Origin of the sequence: Bacillus sp. NH11B, assembly GCF_001884205.1 — a bacterium.
Classification (GTDB): domain Bacteria; phylum Bacillota; class Bacilli; order Bacillales; family Bacillaceae_G; genus Bacillus_A; species Bacillus_A proteolyticus.
This window is the reverse complement of the sequence record NZ_MAOG01000012.1, coordinates 73,421-92,448: the sequence shown is the minus strand read 5'-3', so window position 1 is coordinate 92,448 and position 19,028 is coordinate 73,421. Positions and strand designations below refer to the sequence as shown.

20 protein-coding genes and 2 pseudogenes are annotated in these 19,028 nt (G+C 34.3%); 15 read left to right on the top strand and 7 right to left on the bottom strand.

Features of this window, described 5'->3' with window-relative positions; all coding sequences use genetic code 11:
- Positions 1-10 precede the first annotated feature (10 nt).
- Entirely contained in the window at positions 11-178 is a 168-nt protein-coding gene (locus tag BAU27_RS01660; RefSeq protein WP_000816371.1) for a DUF3933 family protein, read from the top strand.
- Positions 179-285: 107 nt separating this feature from the next.
- Here BAU27_RS01660 and BAU27_RS01655 read toward each other — a convergent pair whose 3' ends face one another.
- Positions 286-1,251, bottom strand: coding sequence for a patatin-like phospholipase family protein (locus tag BAU27_RS01655; RefSeq protein ID WP_071745642.1), 966 nt, complete (start codon positions 1,249-1,251; stop codon positions 286-288).
- 87 nt (positions 1,252-1,338) lie between these two features.
- Positions 1,339-1,497 carry a YjcZ family sporulation protein gene (locus BAU27_RS01650; RefSeq protein ID WP_002118476.1) on the bottom strand — a complete coding sequence of 53 codons (159 nt, stop codon included), beginning with the start codon at positions 1,495-1,497 and terminating at the stop codon, positions 1,339-1,341.
- Positions 1,498-1,721: 224 nt separating this feature from the next.
- On the opposite strand from BAU27_RS01650, the gene BAU27_RS01645 reads away from it, so the two are divergent.
- The 4 genes and pseudogenes from BAU27_RS01645 (at position 1,722) to BAU27_RS01630 (ending at position 4,496) form a co-directional block, all read left to right on the top strand.
- Entirely contained in the window at positions 1,722-2,474 is a 753-nt protein-coding gene (locus tag BAU27_RS01645; RefSeq protein WP_071745641.1) for a YwqG family protein, read from the top strand.
- Positions 2,475-2,619: 145 nt separating this feature from the next.
- Positions 2,620-3,780 carry a transglutaminase domain-containing protein gene (locus BAU27_RS01640; RefSeq protein ID WP_071769955.1) on the top strand — a complete coding sequence of 387 codons (1,161 nt, stop codon included), beginning with the start codon at positions 2,620-2,622 and terminating at the stop codon, positions 3,778-3,780.
- Positions 3,781-3,888: 108 nt separating this feature from the next.
- Positions 3,889-4,005 (top strand): annotated as a pseudogene (locus BAU27_RS01635) (DUF4083 family protein); the annotation flags it as partial.
- Positions 4,006-4,034: 29 nt separating this feature from the next.
- The gene (locus BAU27_RS01630; protein ID WP_071745638.1) at positions 4,035-4,496 is read left to right on the top strand and encodes an NUDIX hydrolase; all 462 of its coding nucleotides are present in this window, start codon (positions 4,035-4,037) and stop codon (positions 4,494-4,496) included.
- A 43-nt stretch (positions 4,497-4,539) separates the two neighbouring features.
- On the opposite strand, the gene nadE is transcribed toward BAU27_RS01630, so the two are convergent.
- Positions 4,540-5,358: an ammonia-dependent NAD(+) synthetase gene (gene nadE, locus BAU27_RS01625; protein ID WP_071769954.1), complete on the bottom strand. Its 819-nt coding sequence runs from the start codon at positions 5,356-5,358 to the stop codon at positions 4,540-4,542.
- A 271-nt stretch (positions 5,359-5,629) separates the two neighbouring features.
- On the opposite strand from nadE, the gene BAU27_RS01620 reads away from it, so the two are divergent.
- From BAU27_RS01620 to BAU27_RS01610, 3 genes are all read left to right on the top strand, one after another.
- Complete coding sequence (locus BAU27_RS01620) at positions 5,630-7,510, top strand: FtsX-like permease family protein (protein WP_071769953.1); 1,881 nt, start codon at positions 5,630-5,632, stop codon at positions 7,508-7,510.
- Between the two features lie 120 nt (positions 7,511-7,630).
- Positions 7,631-7,918, top strand: a complete 288-nt coding sequence (locus BAU27_RS01615; RefSeq protein WP_000648281.1) for an AbrB/MazE/SpoVT family DNA-binding domain-containing protein — start codon at positions 7,631-7,633, stop codon at positions 7,916-7,918.
- Positions 7,919-8,253: 335 nt separating this feature from the next.
- Positions 8,254-9,204 (top strand): serine protease, encoded by a 951-nt coding sequence (locus BAU27_RS01610; protein ID WP_071769952.1) that lies wholly within the window; start codon positions 8,254-8,256, stop codon positions 9,202-9,204.
- 41 nt (positions 9,205-9,245) lie between these two features.
- Here BAU27_RS01610 and BAU27_RS01605 read toward each other — a convergent pair whose 3' ends face one another.
- Entirely contained in the window at positions 9,246-9,554 is a 309-nt protein-coding gene (locus tag BAU27_RS01605; protein WP_071769951.1) for an ArsR/SmtB family transcription factor, read from the bottom strand.
- A gap of 107 nt (positions 9,555-9,661) precedes the next feature.
- Between BAU27_RS01605 and BAU27_RS01600 the strand changes: the two genes are divergently transcribed.
- Positions 9,662-10,597 carry an aldo/keto reductase gene (locus BAU27_RS01600; RefSeq protein ID WP_071769950.1) on the top strand — a complete coding sequence of 312 codons (936 nt, stop codon included), beginning with the start codon at positions 9,662-9,664 and terminating at the stop codon, positions 10,595-10,597.
- A 48-nt stretch (positions 10,598-10,645) separates the two neighbouring features.
- Positions 10,646-11,821, top strand: coding sequence for an MFS transporter (locus BAU27_RS01595; protein WP_071745632.1), 1,176 nt, complete (start codon positions 10,646-10,648; stop codon positions 11,819-11,821).
- A 38-nt stretch (positions 11,822-11,859) separates the two neighbouring features.
- On the opposite strand, the gene BAU27_RS01590 is transcribed toward BAU27_RS01595, so the two are convergent.
- Positions 11,860-12,084, bottom strand: coding sequence for a hypothetical protein (locus BAU27_RS01590; protein WP_071745631.1), 225 nt, complete (start codon positions 12,082-12,084; stop codon positions 11,860-11,862).
- Between the two features lie 84 nt (positions 12,085-12,168).
- Positions 12,169-12,516 (bottom strand): DUF4257 domain-containing protein, encoded by a 348-nt coding sequence (locus BAU27_RS01585; RefSeq protein WP_070141977.1) that lies wholly within the window; start codon positions 12,514-12,516, stop codon positions 12,169-12,171.
- Between the two features lie 196 nt (positions 12,517-12,712).
- On the opposite strand from BAU27_RS01585, the gene BAU27_RS01580 reads away from it, so the two are divergent.
- The 5 genes and pseudogenes from BAU27_RS01580 (at position 12,713) to BAU27_RS01560 (ending at position 17,758) form a co-directional block, all read left to right on the top strand.
- Entirely contained in the window at positions 12,713-13,240 is a 528-nt protein-coding gene (locus BAU27_RS01580) for a DinB family protein (RefSeq protein ID WP_071769949.1), read from the top strand.
- A 182-nt stretch (positions 13,241-13,422) separates the two neighbouring features.
- Positions 13,423-14,472: a ribosome small subunit-dependent GTPase A gene (rsgA, locus tag BAU27_RS01575; RefSeq protein ID WP_071745629.1), complete on the top strand. Its 1,050-nt coding sequence runs from the start codon at positions 13,423-13,425 to the stop codon at positions 14,470-14,472.
- A gap of 210 nt (positions 14,473-14,682) precedes the next feature.
- Positions 14,683-16,631 (top strand): annotated as a pseudogene (locus BAU27_RS01570) (methyl-accepting chemotaxis protein).
- Between the two features lie 186 nt (positions 16,632-16,817).
- Positions 16,818-17,123, top strand: a complete 306-nt coding sequence (locus tag BAU27_RS01565; RefSeq protein WP_071745627.1) for a hypothetical protein — start codon at positions 16,818-16,820, stop codon at positions 17,121-17,123.
- Positions 17,124-17,389: 266 nt separating this feature from the next.
- Positions 17,390-17,758 carry a DUF3979 family protein gene (locus BAU27_RS01560; protein ID WP_016129214.1) on the top strand — a complete coding sequence of 123 codons (369 nt, stop codon included), beginning with the start codon at positions 17,390-17,392 and terminating at the stop codon, positions 17,756-17,758.
- A gap of 34 nt (positions 17,759-17,792) precedes the next feature.
- On the opposite strand, the gene BAU27_RS01555 is transcribed toward BAU27_RS01560, so the two are convergent.
- Entirely contained in the window at positions 17,793-18,833 is a 1,041-nt protein-coding gene (locus tag BAU27_RS01555; protein ID WP_002075563.1) for a YkvI family membrane protein, read from the bottom strand.
- Positions 18,834-19,028: the final 195 nt, after the last annotated feature.

The following is a 19,028-nucleotide window of genomic DNA, read 5'->3' as shown; positions in this document are numbered from 1 at the left end:
GGAGAAAATAATGAAACAATATGTAATTTGCCAAATTATCGATGGGGATAAATATTTAGCCGCTTATGCGGAGACGAAGCAGGATGCAATTGAAAAAGCAGAATTGTTAGGATTACGAACGGGAAATCGATACACAGTTATTACTGCTGAGGAAGCTGAAGGGTTAACTTACCCTTAAGCAACGTATAATAATTATACAAGAAGTAAATAAGCCTAGTAATATATGATATTACTAGGCTTGTTTTTTTGAAAGCGTTAAGTGTTCTCATATGAAAAATAATAGTATTATGAGTCAAGTTGCCGGAAATACCGATTTGTTTTTCGGTCCTGATTTCCGTTTCTATATTCATCAATATATTGTCTGAAGTTCCAAGATTGTACAAACTTATTTGCAGCGTTATAGCCAGAATTGTAAAGCCACTCTTTTTCTTCCTTTGTTAACTCAAAGTTTGTACTTGTAATGGATCCCGTTGGAATTGTAATCGTTCTTGCTTTAGATTCCTTGTCTAAATGACGTAAATCATGGGCTTGCATCATAGTTTTAAATAGTCCTTTGAACATGGAGATAGGTTCGTTATAGTGGGCAGGATCAGCTTGGATCGCATCTTTTACAAAATGAAACCCAAAAGTCGGCCAGCGAGGAGAGGTAGGTGAGTCGAAAATCCAAATTGGGTAATTGCTTAAAATCCCTCCATCAACCATATAACAAGGTTGCTTCCATTTTGGGGTTCTCCATTTCACGGGTTCAAAGAAGAAGGGGATTGTACTACTCATTCTTACAGCTTTAGCAATAGAGAAGCGATAATTTAAAAATCCATAGTTCGGCAAATCATCGGGGAAGACAACCATTTTACCATTACTTATATCAGAAGCGATAATTTTAAGCTTATTTAAATCAGGTAAATCTGTAAATAAGTGAACTCCTTTTTTTCGAAGTAATTCTTCAATCCATTCTTCTATAAAAATATTAGAGTAAATACCAAGAGTAGTCCATGCGCTTAATCCTTTACCGATAAACGGGAGTCTGTCAATAAAGGTTTTCTTCGTAAATTTATTATAATCAATATCAGTTATTATCGTTTTTAACTCTGAACAAGAGTATCCTGCTGCTAGGAGCGCTGCGATAATTGAACCAGCTGATGTTCCAGCTACACGCTCCCATTCATAGCCTTTTTCAGCTAACGCGCAAATTGCCCCTACATGCGCAATTCCGCGTACACCGCCTCCTTCAAAAACACCATCAATCTTCATCAATCATACTTCCTTTCGAATAAAAGATTTGAAAATGGCAAAAAAGCACGTATTGTACGTGCTTTTTTACAATAGTTTTTAAGTTTACTAGCAGCCGAATCCGCCGCCCCAACAGCTAGCTCCGATGATGATTAGAAGGATAAATAAAACGATTAATAAAGCGAAACCTCCATAACCACAACCACCGCAACTACCGCCGTAACCGTAACCACCGCCGTAGCCACCGCAACTATATCCGTAACCCATGTGGAATTCCTCCTTAAATTAAAAATAAAAATGAACGAGGGGAAAATGTACTGGAAGAAATAATGAACTATCGTGTTTGTAGGAACAATGTATACTATGCTTTTTTAAACTTGTTCGCGTATGAAGGATGAGCCCGTTTTTTTGAAGGCTTGTTGATTTTACGATAAATGGAGTATAATCTTTGTGCTATGATACAAATAAGTATGTAAATGTAAGGAGAATTTATGGATAAAAAAATTGAAGTATTAATTGATAAATATGGACTGTCACATTTAAAAGAGGAACTTATTAATACTGTATTTCCTTGTGTAAAAGTTGTGCCAAAGCAACAAGAAATGATTGCGATAGGTAGTTCGAAAATGGGGGGAGTTCCTGATTTACCGGATTCATTTGAATATCCAACATATAAAGGAAATCCGTTACAGTTTATCGCTCAATTTAATTTAAATGATTTACAAAATGTTGGTATGGAGCACAATCTTCCTAAGGCAGGAATGTTATATTTCTTTAGTATTGAAAATTATTTTGAAGAAGATGTAAATCCAAACGAGGCCGGGCGTGTACTTTATTATGATATCCCTGTAGAGCATTTACGAAGAGTAGATGAAGTTCAGGGGGAATTTAACCAATGTGCAATTTCATTTGAATTAACGTATAAATTGCCAGAGCTTTTCATTGAAGATGAGGCTGATTCAGATCGTTTCTTGCAATTACTTGAAGAGCTAATTCCAGACAACTACGATAACCATCAAATGTTTGGTGAGCCATTCTCTGTACAAGATGAGGTATTGTACGAGACTGGACAATATATGAACATAGATCCGCAGCAAATGACGCTTTTATTCCAAATTGATTCAGATACTAAAAATTGTAATATGATGTGGGGAGATTTAGGGATGCTTTATTTCTGTATTGGAAATGAAGACTTAAAAAATCGACGTTTTGAAAATGCATGCTGCGTATTACAAACTTGTTAATGAAAAAGGTTGTTCTTGTAAAAAGAACAACCTTTTTACAATGTTAAATATGCATAATCTCATATGACCTATACGAAAAAGTATTGTATACTCTGAAACTATACGATACTTTTTCGTATAGTTATAGAATGTAAGGAGTGACGAGATGAGAAAGACAAATAAGTATGTGACAGCTACCCTGCTTTGTTCAACTATAGTAATGGGAGGCTTACACGCGTCATCCGTATCGTATGCGGCTACGAACCCAACTGCAGTGACAACACAATCAGATGCAAAGTTGTTAAATGATTTCAGAAAAGAATTAAAAAAACAGATTGATAATCGAGATGAAAATATTACAATCGCATATAAAACAAAAGATAGAAATGCTAGAGATGTTATGGACCAATTATACAAAGAATATAATAAAATTGTGGATGCGGATGAGTATGTAAAATATAATGTGGAGTCTACTAAATATTCTATAAAAGGGATGCCAGGGAATTATACGTTTACATTACAAGTGAAGTATCGTGAATCAAAAGAGCAAACACAGTATGTAAAGTCTCAGGCGAATGCAATTATCGGTTCAATTGTACAACCAGGAATGGATGAACATGAGAAAGTAAAAGCTATTCATGATTACGTTGTAAAACATGTATCTTATGATACGTCTTATCAAGCGTATACAGCATATGAAGCGTTAGCGAATCGCTCTGCCGTTTGCCAAGGGTATACATTGTTAACATATGAGTTACTAAAAGAAGCTGGTATTCAAAATCATATTGTAACAGGTACAGGGAATGGACAAGCTCACGCATGGAATTTAGTGAACATTGATAACAAGTGGTACCACCTCGATACTACATTCGATGATCCAGTTCCGGATAAAGCTGGGCGTGTGACATATTCATATTTTAATATGTCAGACGAGCAGTTAAGTAAAGATCACGAATGGGATCGTAGCAAATATCCAGCAGCAACTACAAGTTACTTTGGTGAATTAACAAACAAAATAAAAGCTGGTAGTTCAAAAACTGCTGCATATGAACAAATGTTAAAAGAAACAAATTTAAAGTACTTGTCTGCACAATACGGAGCGGAAAATTACAATGAGTTTAAGAAAAAATTACAGCAACAATTTGCTTCCAAGCCAGAAAAAGTAGAAGTACGATATAAGCAGTCAATGGATGGAACAATGCAAGATATAAAGAAAGTACTAGATGAAATAACTTGGCCAAAAGGTGCAAAGCGTGTATCTTATCAAGTTGCGCCATATAGTGCAATGACAGGTTATTCGTTAGCGACAATTACATTTACGTATTAATGAAAAAGAGCATCTTTAAAAGGTGCTCTTTTTGCGTTTTATAATCATTATATTGACTGTTTTGAATTGTGTGATAAAATAATTGGAAATAGAGGATGTGAAAGCTGAATGAATTTGTTCGAAAATAATATATTTACATTGATATATAATTGTTTAGTAATCGGACTTATCGTTTTGTTTTTCATATCATTTACTTTGTTTATTAGAATATCATTGCAAAACAGCGATAGAAGATGTATGAAAAGGGGAAGAGCATGGCTAATTATATAAAAGAATTACGTGAAAAAGTAGGGCACGACTGCGTTTTCTTAAACTTTGCAGGTGGTTGTGTGTTGAATGAACATGGAGAAGTATTACTGCAAAAAAGAGGTGATTTTAACGCTTGGGGATTTCCGGGCGGTGCAATGGAAATCGGAGAATCTGCCGCAGAAACTGCGATTCGAGAAATAAAAGAAGAAACAGGTTATGATGTAGAAATAAATGAGCTTATCGGGGTGTATACAAAATATTTTCAAACATATCCAAATGGAGACAGAGCCCAGTCAATTGTGATAGTTTTTTCATGCTCAATTACCGGAGGAGAGAAAAAAGTAGACGGTGATGAAACGTTGGATTTGAAGTTTTTCCCGTTAGACAAAATGCCTCCGTTATTTTGTAAACAACATGAAGATTGCTTGCAAGATTTATTGGAGAAAAGAGTAGGAGTATATCGCTAACATAAAAAAAGAAGCTAAAAGAGATTAGCTTCTTTTTTATGTTCTATTTCCACCAATCATCAAACATTGATGCTGGAACTTGTCTCTTATGTTCACTTACTGTGTAACGCTTCTCAATCTTTTCAGCAACGTCAGCTGGAACTGCTTTACCTTCTAAATAGTCATCTAGTTGATCATACGTAATACTTAACTCTGTTTCATCAGCTTGACCTGGTTTTTCATCTAATAAATCAGCTGTTGGCATTTTTAAGTAAAGTCGCTCGTCCGCATTTAGCTCTTGTAATAGAGCGCGTCCTTGGCGTTTCGTTAATCCCGTTAATGGTAATAGGTCTGCACCACCATCTCCGAATTTTGTAAAGAATCCTGTTACAGCTTCTGCAGCGTGATCTGTTCCGATAACAAGTAGTCCTTGTTGTCCGCCGATTGCGTATTGTGTAACCATGCGAATGCGTGCTTTTACGTTTCCTTTATTGAAATCTGTTAATGATTCACCTAATAAGTTTTCATATTGATTTGAGAAGGAATCAACAGTTGAAGCGATATCAAATGCAACAGATTGATCGGCTTGAATAAATTGTAATGCTAATTGTGCATCATCTTCATCTTTTTGCACTTTATAAGGAAGGCGTACAGCGATAAACGTTGCGTTCCCACCTTCATTACGAATTTCCTCAACTGCAAGCTGAGCTAAACGTCCAGCTAATGTAGAGTCTTGTCCACCACTAATTCCAAGTACAAATCCTTTCGCACCTGTTTTTTTTACATAATCTTTTAAGAAATCAACACGTTTACGGATTTCTGCTTTCGGATCAATTACAGGCTGAACATGTAATGCTTTCATAATCTGTTCTTGTAATGTCATTATGTTTCCTCCTATTCGTATTAAAGCGGTAAATAAGTTTATATGTATATTGGTACATACTTCTATCCTTTATTATTTCGCAAAACTAACGAATATACAATAGGATGCGTGTATGAATATGAATGAAGTTATTATAAATAAACTGTTTTGTATAAGCAATTTTTTTAAACCTTTCAAAACTGTAAGGTTTTTGTCATTTGAATCGATGGAAGGTATTTCCGAATTTTACTAATATAAAAAAGCAAAGTTAGTAGAAGGGCGGAGAAGTAGTATGAACATTAGAGAACTTGCATTTCGAAATGTAACGCGAAATAGACGAACATATTCAGCATATTTTTTGAGTAGTGCATTTGCTATTATGGCCTTTTTTGTGTATTCATTTTTTGCGTTTCATCCGGCATTAAGTGCTGGACAATTAGGACGGTACGTATTCGTAAGTATGTCTTTTGCACAGTCTATTATTTACTTGTTTACATTTTTCTTCATTTTATATTCTATGGGAATGTTTTTAAAAACGAGAAAACGTGAGCTAGGGATATTAATGATGCTTGGAATGACGAAATATCAATTAAAGCGTATTATCTTCTTTGAAAATATCATGATTGGAATAGGGGCAATTATTTTCGGGATTCTTTCAGGTATGCTGTTTTCAGGAGTACTAATTTTTGTAGCCCAAATGATATTAAAACTAGATATTTCCTTATCCTATTACATACCAATGAAAGCGATAGTTGTAACGAGTATTATGTTTTTCATATTATTTATTATCATTTCCTTATTTAGTGCCGGTATGGTTCGTAAAAATAAAATTATGAAGTTGTTTAGAGGATCAGCAGAGGCGAAGCCAGAACCGAAAGCATCAATTATTTCTTCTATATTAGCAGTAGTATTGCTTAGTGTTGGGTATGTAGGCGCTCTTATGTCACATGGTGCAATGGTATTTATTATGATGATTCCTGTTACAACGGTAGTCACTATCGGTACGTATTTGCTGTACAAGCAGTTGAGCGTCTTTATTATTCGATTATGTAAAAAAAGTAAACGTTTCTATTGGACACAAACAAATATTATTACTTTGTCAGATTTAGCGTACCGTATGAGAGATAACGCAAGAATGTTCTTTATTGTAACGATTATTTCAACAGTAGCATTTTCAGCAATAGGTACATTGGTTGGATTTGCATCAATGACGAAAGAAATTATGGACAGACCAATTGCGTTTCATTACCACTCTAAGAAAGAAAATACTAGCGAAATACAGCATATACAAATGATTGACAAAGGATTAAAGAAATATAATATAGAAGCTTCAAAAATAAATGTTTCTACGAAAAAAACGGAGGAGCAGTCGTTAAGAAGCGCTACTTTTATAAAAGAATCGGATTATAAGGAATATGCAAAATTAATAGGAGAACCATTTAATACTGTATCAAATAAAGAGGCTTTATTTTTGTCAGTTGAAATACCTGGACCACCGATGAAAGAAAGAAAAGAAATCGCTTTACCTAATGTGAATGAACAGTTAAAAGTGAAAAAAGTTACTTCGTCTTCATTGAGTAAAATATTAAGAGGTAATGTTTATGTAATCTCTAATAATCAATATGATTCATTACAAGATGGATTTAAAGAAGAAAAAGATTATATGTATAAAACAAAAGGAACGAAAGATGAAATTGAGGTTGGTAAAGAGCTTACACATCAGATTAAGTCTTATCAAGAACATGCAACGTTTAGTGCAGAAGAGTACGATCAAAATCAAAGTTTACAAATTGCAGGACCCATTTTATTTGTAGGTTTCTTTATAGGTATTGTATTTTTTGTTTGTGCAGGAAGCTTCCTTTACTTCCGCTTATTTTCTGATTTGGAGGACGATACTCGTTTATTTGAAATGATTCGAAAAGTTGGATTGACGAGAGGCGAATTATCGAAAGTAGTCACAATCCGCTTAGCGCTTTTATTCTTCGTTCCAGTTGGAGTTGCAACATTACATGGGGCAGTAGCATTAACTGCGTTAGGACAAATGTTTGAGTACTCACTGTTTAAAGAGAATACGATTGTATTAAGTATTTTTGTAAGTATTCAAGTTTTGTATTTCGTCATTATACGAGCTCGTTATTTAAAACAATTGAAAGAAAGATTGAATATTCGTTAAATGTGTTTTTTTAACTTTTGTACTATATTTTCTAAAAAGAGTAAGGCATTACCAAATATATAGTGATAAAATGAAAATAGCGAGGTGAAAAAAATAATAGAGAGTAAGGGGGGGAGTAACATGAAAGCAACAGGAATTATTCGAAAAGTAGATGAATTGGGACGGATAGTTATTCCTAAAGAATTACGAGATGTATTAGGAATACAAATCAAATCACCACTTGAAATTTTTGTAGAAGAGGACAAAGTTATTTTACAAAAATATCAACCTTACAATGCTTGTCAAATAACAGGTGATGTTTCAGATCAAAATATTTCATTAGCAAATGGAAACATTACTGTTAGTATAGAAGGCGCAAAACATGTAATAAAAGAAATTGAGCAGTTTTTGAAAAAGAGTGAGATTTAGTCTTAATTTATCCCGCTATTTGTGGGCAGTAAAACTCCCACCTCAAAACTCGGCTGAAGCAAAGAAGTTAGGTGGAAGCCCTGCTGCCTGTAAACGCCCGATTGGTGAGGGCTAATAATCAGTGGGGGATGAACCCCCCCACTGATTATAGTTTCACTTTATATTATTCTATTGAAAAACTGAAAAAGAAAAGGACCATTTAATGGGTCCTTTTCTTTTGTTTATTGAGAAATATTTGAGAGGAAGGGAAATGGGACGAATAAAACGAATGTTAAATTTAAACGTATTCAATGGTGGTCTGAAATGAAAATAATACATTTTCAGGAGGGATTACAATGAATAGTAGTACAGCGAATAAACAAAAAGGTATACAATTAATTCCGTTTACTGTCAATAAGGTGGTTGAACAAGTAAATGAAATTCCACCAGGTGTACAACTGATTCATGCTCCGCAAGTATGGGAAAAGAGCGCGAAAGGGAAAGACATTGTTGTTGCCGTTTTAGATACAGGTTGTGATATAAATCATGTGGATTTAAAAGATCGTATTATTGGTGGTAGAAATTTCACGAAAGATTATGAAGGAGATCCTAAAGTTTATCTTGATAATAATGGGCATGGTACTCATGTAGCGGGGACGATTGTAGCGACTGAAAATGGTGTCGGTGTTTTAGGAGTCGCACCACTTGCTAAAATGTTAGTGTTAAAAGTATTAGCAGGAGACGGTTCTGGAAGTTATGAGCAAATTATTGAGGCCATTCATTATGCTGTAAATTGGAGAGGACCGAATAAAGAGAAAGTGAGAATTATTTCAATGTCACTTGGTGGTCCACAAGATGTACCAGAGTTACATGAAGCTATTCAAAATGCGGTAAAACAAGACGTACTTGTCGTATGTGCTGCTGGAAATGATGGGGATTGTAACGATGATACGGAAGAATTAGATTTTCCAGGTGCTTATTCTGAAGTAATCGAAGTAGGTGCTGTTAATTTAGAGCGGAAAATTTCATGCTTTAGTAATTCAAATCAAGAAATTGATTTAGTAGCGCCGGGTGATGAAATACTGTCTACGTATCCAGAGGGGAAATATGCAGTATTAAGTGGTACTTCAATGGCGACGCCGCATGTTGCTGGGGCGTTAGCACTTCTCATTAAGCAGTGTGAGAGAGAGTACGGTAGAAAATTATCAGAGCCGGAAATATACGCGCAACTTATAAAAAGGACTGTACCTTTAGGATATGAACGTACATCTGAAGGGAATGGATTAATAGATTTATTAAAAGAATAGTAATTACTAAAAAACATCTCATATTTATATGAGATGTTTTTTTAGTATGGTTCTGTCGCATGTATTACAACATCTAATAAACCAGGGAATCTAGTATTTAAATCTTCTTCACGAATTGAAATGAAACGTTGTGTTCCTTCAAGGCGTGTGTACATAACACCTGATTCACGTAAAACCTTGAAATGATGAGATAAAGTTGATTTCGCGATAGGGATGTTTAATGAACCACAAGATTGCTCATTTTTCTCAAGTAACATATTTACAATTTGTAAACGGATTTGATCGCTAAGTGCATATAAGACTGAAGAGAATTGAATTTCCTCTCGGTTCGGATGATAGAGTGTACGCATTTTTTCACCTGCTTGTATAAGTTAAGATATTTGCACTATAACATACAAAGTGGTATATTTCTATTGTTCGATTATATTCGAACAATAGAAATATAGGGGGATAAAAAATGAAGTATACAAAATTGCAAAAGGCAGGAATAAATATTTCTAAGTTGGGGTTAGGAACGAATGCAGTAGGGGGACACAATTTATACGCTGATGTGAATGAGGAAGAAGGAAAGCGATTAATAGAAGAAGCTATTCAGCAAGGTATTACATTTTTTGATACAGCGGATTCATACGGTTTCGGTAGATCAGAGGAATTGGTAGGAGAAGTAATAAAAGAGAAACGCCACGAATTTGTACTTGCTACAAAAGGTGGAATACAGCCGCTATTAAATGGAGAGGTTCATATTAATAATGAACCAAGCTATTTAAGAAATGCTGTGGAAAATAGTTTAAGAAGATTACAGACAGATTATATTGATTTATATTATTTACATTTTACAAACCCTGAAACAAGTTACATAGATTCAATTGGAGGGCTTACCCGTTTAAAAGAAGAAGGGAAAATTCGTTCAATTGGGATTTCAAATGTAAGTGTAGAACAATTAAAAAAAGCAAATCGATATGGAGATATAGATGTTGTACAAGCGCCTTACAATATGTTAGATCGCACTGCTGGGGAAGAATTATTGCCGTATTGTATTGAAGCAGGTATTTCATTTATTCCGTATGGACCACTTGCTTTCGGAATATTAGGCGGTAAATATGCAGATGATTTGAAATTGAATGAAGGCGATTGGCGCCAAAGTGTAAATCTATTTGAAGAAAATACATATAAGAGTAACTTTAAGAAAGTGGAAAAGTTAAAAGACTTAGCTAAAGAAAATAATATTGAAGTATCTCACTTAGCGTTAGCATGGTTATTAAATAAAGAAGGAATTGATACTGTTATTCCTGGCGGGAAGCGAGCAGCGCAAATAAGAGAAAGTGTTAGAGCAGTGGACGTTTTATTGAATGAACAGGATATGAAACAAATTGAATCTATATTAGAAGATTAGTTAAAAAGAGGGATAGTACCCTCTTTTTATATAAAGGAGAAGGTTTAAATGAAAAGAGTGCTAGCTGTATTCTTTACGATAATGTTTATGATCGGTACAGATACTTTCTTAATTTCACCACTTTTGCCGACATTACAACAGGTGTATCATGTTTCAACTGAGTTGTCAGGGTGGATGGTAAGCTCATATGCTTTAGGATACGCTGGATTTGTACTTATCGCTGGTCCTATATCAGATGGATTAAACAGAAAAAAAGTAATGATACTAGGTATGATTTTTTTCGCAATTAGTACGTTTTTGTGCGGAATTGCACCTAGTTTTTTATGGATGCTGATTTTTCGATTTTTAGCAGGTGTAAGTGCAGCGTTTGTATCTCCGCAAGTGTGGGCATCTATTCCACTACTTATAGAGAAGAAGCAAATTGTGAAAGCAATTGGGATTGCAACAGCGGGATTATCAGTCGCTCAAATTCTTGGACTGCCAATTGGGGCCTATTTAGCAACGATACATTATACAACGCCATTCTTTGTCATTGGCATCCTGTCAGCATTACTTGTTATTTCTATTGGTGTTTTTATACCAGAAATAAAGCCTGTTCAAACAGAGGATAATAAACAATCAATCTTACGGCGTTATAAACAATTACTTAGAGATTCAAAGGTTCCACTCTCTTATTTGGCATATTTTATTTTTCAAACTGGTAATTTCGCAGCATTCTCATTCTTTGGTGTATGGCTTGCAGTTCAATTCGGTTTACAGGTTAATGAAGTAGGAACAGCTATGATTATATTGGGATTAGGAAATTTGACCGGTAATATTTTTGGTCCTAGAATTGTAAACAAAATCGGTTATAACATTTCTTTTTATGGTGGAATTATATTTACAGCAGTGCTATATGTAATACTTCCTCATTTAAATAACATTATATTTGTTGAATTATTCTTCTTTATTTTATTTTTTGTGACAGGAATTTTGTTTGTATTGATGATGGGACGCTTACAAAACATGTCTAGTGTAGCAAGAGGAACAGGAGCTGCTCTTGCTAATGCTTCTATGTACATTGGCCAAATGATTGGAGCGGCAGTAGCTGGAGTATTATTTGCTACGTCTCATAGTTTTGTTTTAGTAGGATGTTTTACAGCGCTACTGTATATTATTGCGTTATTCTTTTTTAGAAAAAGTGAAAAGCTCGCTGAAGAAAATAAAAAAGGACTTGCATCATAAAAGTGTTGCAAACGAAAAGCACTATTTTAGGGATAAGTCTAAAACAGTGCTTTTCGTTTTGATTGAATAGTTGCTGCATTTTCATCATGTATGCCTGCATCTTTAATAATTCGCTTTTTTACTTTATTTAATAGATGGTCTACTGCTTCACCAAAATGGTTAGCTTCGCTTTTTGTGCGGGCTTCTCGTAAACATTTATAGTTTTCTAGCAGTTCCTCTTTTTCGGAGTTTGTTAAGAAATCTTCTATTTTCTTTTTTGTCATACGAAACACCCTTTCTTCTGACAAACGACGCAATAGAAAATATTTATTTTTCATTATAACAATAATTTTTAAAGAAAGTATAGATTAACGTCGTAATAGTTTGTCAATTTCTTGAATTTTCTCATCAGCTTTCCCAATTTGCGTGTTTTTAGCCTGTTCACCACCTAAGGCTTGATGAAGTAAAAATGTTTGACCTGAAATGGCAGTTACAATAGATACTTTTATAATTTCTTTTATTGTGGTGACATCGAATAAAACGAGTCCAAGAAGTGCAGCTAGGCAACCGGTCAATATATCGGTTAAAAACCCAAAGTGGAAAAACGTTTTTAAACGGCGTGGAAGCAATAACTTGCCTTGGTTATTGATCAGATGGGAAACGAAGCCAGTAATGCCACCAACTAGAACAGCAGTTAGCCATTGATACATTTCCATCGAATCCACTCCTTTTAGTGAATAAGATTCGATTTTTTCATATTGATTCCTTTTAATATTTCATATAAGCATATTGAGAAAGTTTGTTTAGGTATATTCCTTATTCAATTTAATTATAACAGAAAATTTCGATATATTTCAGTCTATTATATGAACAACTTTTACAATAATATGAATGCAGAAAGGGGTGCGTGATATGAATATAGATTATCGAGTAAGAAGTGTAGATGGTTATACAAAAAATATAGGTGAATTAGTAAGTATGCTGGAGCATACGAGGGCGGTAACATTACAGGAAATAGAAAATCTATCAGTTGAGCAATTAGATTTAATTATGCCAAGTGGTGGAAATTCAATTGGAGCTTTATTAAAGCATATAGCAGCTATAGAAAAAGTCCATCAGCTTATTTCATTTCAAAATCGTGACTTCACAAAAGAAGAATTAGAAGTATGGGAAGATGCACTGTATTTAGGAGAAGCGGGGAGAACGATTCGTGGTCATGAAATACAGTATTATGTACAACTTTTGCAAAAAGTGCGAGAAGAAACACTGAAGTGTTTGAGTGAACAGGATGACGAATGGCTAATGTCAGAAAGAAAGTGGCCTAATGGCGTAGCGTATAATCAGCACTACCTTTGGTTTCATGTGCTAGAAGATGAAATTAGTCATCGCGGCCAAATTAAAATGCTAAAAAACAAGTTGTTTGAAAATTACGTTAAATAAGGTAGCTTTTTAATAAGATATTCCATATAATGAGAGTAATTAAAATTAGAACGGGGTGATGTATTATGGCGAAATTAACTTATATGAATAATAAACCAAATACAAAGGTGGACGGAAAGGGCGATACTCTATAAGTGAGCGCACAATCCTTCCACTAAGTTCAAACTAGGGAGGATATCAATTTGGATCAAAATATTTTAGAATCGTTCGGATGGGATTCTTTTTTTGAGGAACAAGCTGTAGAGAACTATGAAGTAGGACGTATTTTACTTGAGCATAAGCATATATATCGGATTATTTGTACTGATGGTGAATATGTAGCGGAACTGTCTGGAAAGTTTCGTCATGAAGCGTTAACGAAAGGGGATTATCCGGCAGTTGGTGATTGGGTGTATATAAAGAAAATAGAAGGAGAGCGAAAGGCAATTATTCATCGTATTTTTCCAAGGAGAAGCTCTTTTTCTAGACAAGAGGCTGGCTACCGAACAGAGGAACAGATTATAGCTACGAATGTGGATTATCTTTTTTTAGTAAATGCTCTTAACCATGATTTCAACGTAAGAAGGATGGAACGTTATTTGCTATTGGCTTATGAGAGTGGTGCAATGCCTATTATTGTTTTAACGAAGAGTAGTTTATGTGAAGATGTGGAACAAAAAATTGCAGAAACTGAAGCAGTAGCAATCGGTGTTCCTGTATTTGTTGTTGATAGCTTAGCGTACGTCGGAATAGAATCATTGCAACAATTTGTTTCACCAGGAAAAACCATTGCCTTAGTTGGATCTTCAGGTGCAGGGAAATCTACTTTGTTAAATGCATTAACAGGAACAGTTGTAGCAAAAACCGGAGATATACGTGAAGAAGATAGTAAAGGGAGACATACGACAACTCACCGTGAATTATTCCAATTACCAAGTGGTGGTTTAGTAATTGATACTCCTGGTATGAGAGAACTTCAGCTTTGGGAAGGAAGCGGGGCAATCCAAACTACATTTTCTGATATTGAAGATCTTGCACATACTTGCCGCTTTCGAGATTGTAAACATGACGGTGAACCAGGATGTGCAGTGCGAAGTGCTATAGATAACGGAAGTATACCTGTAGAGCGCTTGCTAAGCTATAAAAAGCTGCAAAGAGAATTGGCATATGTTATGAGAAAACAAAACATTACTCTGGCAAGAGCGGAACGAGATAGATGGAAAAAGATTTCTAAACAACATAAAAAAATATAAAAAACCAAAGGGCTTGTTCCTTTGGTTTTTTGTATTTGTAAATTTTATATTAATATTATTCATATATATAGACAATTGGAATTAATTTGTTTAAACTTTACAAAGTGTTCATCAAAACAAGTTATAAAAATAGTAACTAAGGAATGGGATATATTCAAAATTAGCTCATTTAATCTTTAGAGCTTAATATTGAAATGCAGGAGGTTTATAATGCGTAAACTAGTAAGTTGGTTTAGAGATATGAAAGTAGCAAAAAAGCTATTAATTTCATTTTTTGTTATATTAATTGCGGCAGTCTCTATTATTGGGGGCATGTCGTATCAAACAGCTAAAAAGAATTTTGAATCACAAATTATGAGTAGTGCTCAGGATAATATAAAAATATTGGATAATTTAATCAATCAAATGATTGAAGCGAAATTCAACGATGTAAATAATTTTGCACGAGTGATTCATACTGATATGTATCAAGGGGATAAACAGGATGAACTAAGAAAAACATTATCTCAATATATTAGCTTGAACAAAGATGTAGAACAAGTGTATGTTGCCGGAAACGATAAAAAATTTGTACAAGAACCAAAAATACAAATGGAAACAGATTATGATCCAACAGCGCGTTCTTGGTATAAAGATGCAGTGAATAAGCAAGGTGGAATTGTTGTCACTGAACCATATAAGGCACAAGGAAATGGGCATACTGTCGTAACAATCGCAAAACAAACTGAAGATAAAAATGGTGTTGTTGCAGTAGATTTAAATTTAGATAATTTATTAAAAACAACAAAGTTAATCAATATTGGTAAAAAAGGCTATGCTTTCATTTTAGATGGGAACAAAAAAATAATTGCTCACCCTCAAGAAAAACCAGGTGACAAGGCAGATGATTCTTGGGCAAAGAAAATATACGAAGATAACCATGGCACTTTTTCATACACTTATAGTGGTAGTGACAAGAAAATGGTATTTGCCACAAACTTAAAAACAGGTTGGAAAATTGCTGGGACGATGTACTCAAATGAAGTAGTTGAGGCTGCTCAACCTGTATTTTATAATATGTTAATTGTAATGTTTATTTCATTAGTTGTAGGTGGAGTGCTTATTTATTTCGTGACACTTTCTATTACCAGACCTTTAAAACAATTAGTTGTCACTTCTAAAGAAATAAGCGAAGGGGACTTAACTCCAATGATTCAAATACATTCAAATGATGAAATTGGACAACTTGCGAAAGGTTTTAATGAGATGACTCATTCACTACGTACATTAATCGGAAGAATTAATACTTCAGCAGGGCATGTTGCAGCTGCATCTGAAGAGTTAACAGCAAGTGTGAGACAAGCGAGTGAAGCGACTGAACAAATTACATCAGCAATGGATGAAATATCAAGTGGTGCAACGACGCAAACAGCAAGCGTAGAAAATGGTGCTATGTTACTGTTTGGTGTAACAGAAGGGATTCAGCATGTAGCAAATAGTTCATCATCTATTAATACTGCTTCTGCTCATACACGTGAAAAAGCAGAAGATGGCGGAAAACTAGTAGGAAAAACAGTAAATCAGATGCAGTTATTCAGTTATTAAATAATAAATCAAAGCAAATTGGTGATATTTTAGAAGTAATTCAAAATATTGCAGATCAAACCAACCTGCTAGCATTAAATGCAGCAATTGAGGCTGCAAGAGCTGGCGAGCATGGAAGAGGCTTTGCAATTGTTGCTGATGAAGTACGAAAATTAGCAGAACAATCTAGCGTATCATCGAGTGAAATTAGTAAATTAATTTGTGAAATACAAGATGATATGAGTAAAACAGTAAAATCTATGAATAATGTAAATGAAGAAGTTCAATCTGGACTTGTTATTGCAAATGAAACAAAACAAAATTTCACTGAGATTTTACAATCTACAAATGAAATTGCTGATCAAATTAAAACGATGGTTGAAACGGCTAATGGAATGTCAAAAGGTGCAAATGAAGTATCTATTTCAGTTGGCCAAATTGCAATGACAGCACAAAATAACGCGACGAGTACACAAAGTGTTGCGGCGTCAGCTGAGGAGCAGTTAGCTTCTATGGAAGAAATTAGTTCTGCGGCGGGTACACTATCTCAAATGGCTGAAGAGTTACAAGTATTAATTGAAAGATTTAAAGTGTAAATAGAAAGGGCTGCTTCAAATAGTATTACTGCTATTAGAGGCAGTCCTTTTAGTTAATAGCCTGTGGGGAACGGGGGGATTCAATAATTAAAGCTTTATTTTAATTAATATTTGTCGAAAAATAGAGGGATTTGTTAAGTTTGTGTATAATGAATATTGTATAGATTACATATAAAGGAGATTATTATGGGAGTGTATTGGGGAACGAAAAGGCATTCTTGGCTTAGTTATGTCTCGTTTTGGTTAAGTATTTTATTCTTTGCTGTTTTTGTAATTGAAGTGTTTGTATTTAAAACACTTTCAAATAGTTCATTACAAATCGTTAAATATTTTTATTTTATATTTGTCCCATTAAATATCATTCTTAGTTTGAGATTATTATCAAAGAAGAATGAAAAGAAAATATTACCGATTTTTAGTTTAATTGTCTCGCTATTATTTGCCAGTTTAATTATAGTATTAGCATTAGTAGCCGCAGGAAAAGTCTTTTGAGGAGAGTGATAAAAATCACTCTTCTTTTGTGTGGAATTTTTAGATTTATAAGTAGTGTGAAGGAAATATGGAGAGTGATAAGTTATAAGTAAAGGGACGTACTAGTGAGTAGAAAATGAATCAAAAATACTATATGTTTTGTATGTGTTTATAAAGCAAATGAATGCGGTAAGATTCGTGAAATATGGTACAATAAACATGGATAGTGATAGAGATAAAGGGTATATAAAATACTCATCGTTTTTTAGTAAGAGAGGGGTTATCTTATGCTATACGAGGATTTGATGACATTATTCCAAGCTGCTCCGATAGAATTGGATAGAGGCGGCTGGAAATATATAATCCAGGAACAAAATGATAATTATGAAATTGTTGATGAAATGTTAAAAAAGCAAATGAATGTTGAATTGTATTTTAATGAATATGATGAGGTGAAAATCACTTTATATAAAGATGGAAGCCCCATTACTACAATGCAAAGAATTGCTATTTCAAAAGTTGAGTTAGATGAAGAGGAAGAAGGCATTCAATTTGTATTAGAACGTATGCCAAGTCGAATGATTCGTTTGCAATTAAAGCCATATCTTGCAGTAGAAATGGGACCGTATTGGGAAGTATGTGAAGAGTGTGAATGAACATGAAAAAGTATCCGTATAAACGGATGCTTTTTCATGTTTTTTGAAGTTGTTTAAAAGCGATAATCGGTAGTAAAATGATGCTTACCCAACCGATAATTGGATATAGAATATGAAGTAATTGGCTATATCCGATGTAACTAAAGCAATAACTAATTAGTAATATGAAGTAAATAATGTTATGACTTTTCCATCCTGTAATGGATTGCATTTGTTTTGTCATTCCGAAAATATTCCCAACTAATGTTGTGAACACTTCACCAAAAATAATAAGAACAAAGAAAAAGTGGAAAGTGGCATTAAATCTTCTTACAACTTCAGCCATCGGGATGTTGTATTGATAAAATTGTTCAACTGATAATATTGCTAAATGGCTACATAATAAAATGAAGCAAAGCCCTGCGCCTCCTAAAATCCCCCCCCACAAAATAGCTTTTCGGTCTTTTACTTCACTGGCTAATGGGACGAGAACACTTTGGGCGAGTGAAAGATTTAATGCAACATATGTAATCGGGCTAGTAATCCATTTCATATTCCAACTTTCTGTAGGAACGGTGTTAATAAGAGGAGTTGTACCATGAATAAAGGTTGTGATAGCAAGACCGATAATAAAAATCATCATTATAGGTACGACAAGTGTATTTACTTCAAAAACACCTTGTAATCCCCGACTCCCAATAATGAGACAGGCGATGACTGTGATGAAAATACCAAGTTGTCTCGGGAGGCGGAGTTGTTCTTCAAATACTGCCCCAGCCCCTGATAACATAACGCTTGTTACACCAAATAATACGAGTAATAGTAATGTGTTTACGACATTTCCAAATACATCCCCAAATAAATATTTGTTAAATTCTTGAGCTGAAAATGCCCCTATTTGTGATGAAAGCAACATCATCTTTGTGCCGAGCCAAATAAAAAAAAATCCACTTATACATATGCCAATGGTTCCGTAAAATCCGTTCACTGTAAAAAATTCAACAATTTCTCGTCCAGTAGCAAATCCAGCTCCAACGACAGTTCCGATATAAGTAGCAGCGACTTTCTTTGCTACTTGCCATTGTTGATTGTCCATGTTATCCCTCTTTCTTCTATGATGAGCTTGACTTACTATTATGCATATGTGTGAGCTTGGACAATTAGACATATGAAGTAGCTGAAAGAATACATGAATTATATGATATTAGGGAAATATTAAGGTTGTTAAAACTTTGTTACATATAAGCTGTTCATTCAAAAGAGTAGGAAATGTATGGTAAAATGTAATTAG

Coding starts and splice junctions, on each gene's coding strand:
- BAU27_RS01650 (WP_002118476.1), bottom strand. CDS start 1,497: ATGGGTTACGGATATAGTTGCGGTGGCTACGGCGGTGGTTACGGTTAC.
- BAU27_RS01630 (WP_071745638.1), top strand. CDS start 4,035: ATGGCTAATTATATAAAAGAATTACGTGAAAAAGTAGGGCACGACTGC.
- BAU27_RS01595 (WP_071745632.1), top strand. CDS start 10,646: ATGAAAAGAGTGCTAGCTGTATTCTTTACGATAATGTTTATGATCGGT.
- BAU27_RS01655 (WP_071745642.1), bottom strand. CDS start 1,251: ATGAAGATTGATGGTGTTTTTGAAGGAGGCGGTGTACGCGGAATTGCG.
- BAU27_RS01620 (WP_071769953.1), top strand. CDS start 5,630: ATGAACATTAGAGAACTTGCATTTCGAAATGTAACGCGAAATAGACGA.
- BAU27_RS01555 (WP_002075563.1), bottom strand. CDS start 18,833: ATGGACAATCAACAATGGCAAGTAGCAAAGAAAGTCGCTGCTACTTAT.
- nadE (WP_071769954.1), bottom strand. CDS start 5,358: ATGACATTACAAGAACAGATTATGAAAGCATTACATGTTCAGCCTGTA.
- BAU27_RS01565 (WP_071745627.1), top strand. CDS start 16,818: ATGGGAGTGTATTGGGGAACGAAAAGGCATTCTTGGCTTAGTTATGTC.
- BAU27_RS01605 (WP_071769951.1), bottom strand. CDS start 9,554: ATGCGTACACTCTATCATCCGAACCGAGAGGAAATTCAATTCTCTTCA.
- BAU27_RS01560 (WP_016129214.1), top strand. CDS start 17,390: ATGCTATACGAGGATTTGATGACATTATTCCAAGCTGCTCCGATAGAA.
- BAU27_RS01615 (WP_000648281.1), top strand. CDS start 7,631: ATGAAAGCAACAGGAATTATTCGAAAAGTAGATGAATTGGGACGGATA.
- BAU27_RS01590 (WP_071745631.1), bottom strand. CDS start 12,084: ATGACAAAAAAGAAAATAGAAGATTTCTTAACAAACTCCGAAAAAGAG.
- BAU27_RS01645 (WP_071745641.1), top strand. CDS start 1,722: ATGGATAAAAAAATTGAAGTATTAATTGATAAATATGGACTGTCACAT.
- BAU27_RS01640 (WP_071769955.1), top strand. CDS start 2,620: ATGAGAAAGACAAATAAGTATGTGACAGCTACCCTGCTTTGTTCAACT.
- BAU27_RS01610 (WP_071769952.1), top strand. CDS start 8,254: ATGAATAGTAGTACAGCGAATAAACAAAAAGGTATACAATTAATTCCG.
- BAU27_RS01585 (WP_070141977.1), bottom strand. CDS start 12,516: ATGGAAATGTATCAATGGCTAACTGCTGTTCTAGTTGGTGGCATTACT.
- BAU27_RS01660 (WP_000816371.1), top strand. CDS start 11: ATGAAACAATATGTAATTTGCCAAATTATCGATGGGGATAAATATTTA.
- BAU27_RS01600 (WP_071769950.1), top strand. CDS start 9,662: ATGAAGTATACAAAATTGCAAAAGGCAGGAATAAATATTTCTAAGTTG.
- BAU27_RS01580 (WP_071769949.1), top strand. CDS start 12,713: ATGAATATAGATTATCGAGTAAGAAGTGTAGATGGTTATACAAAAAAT.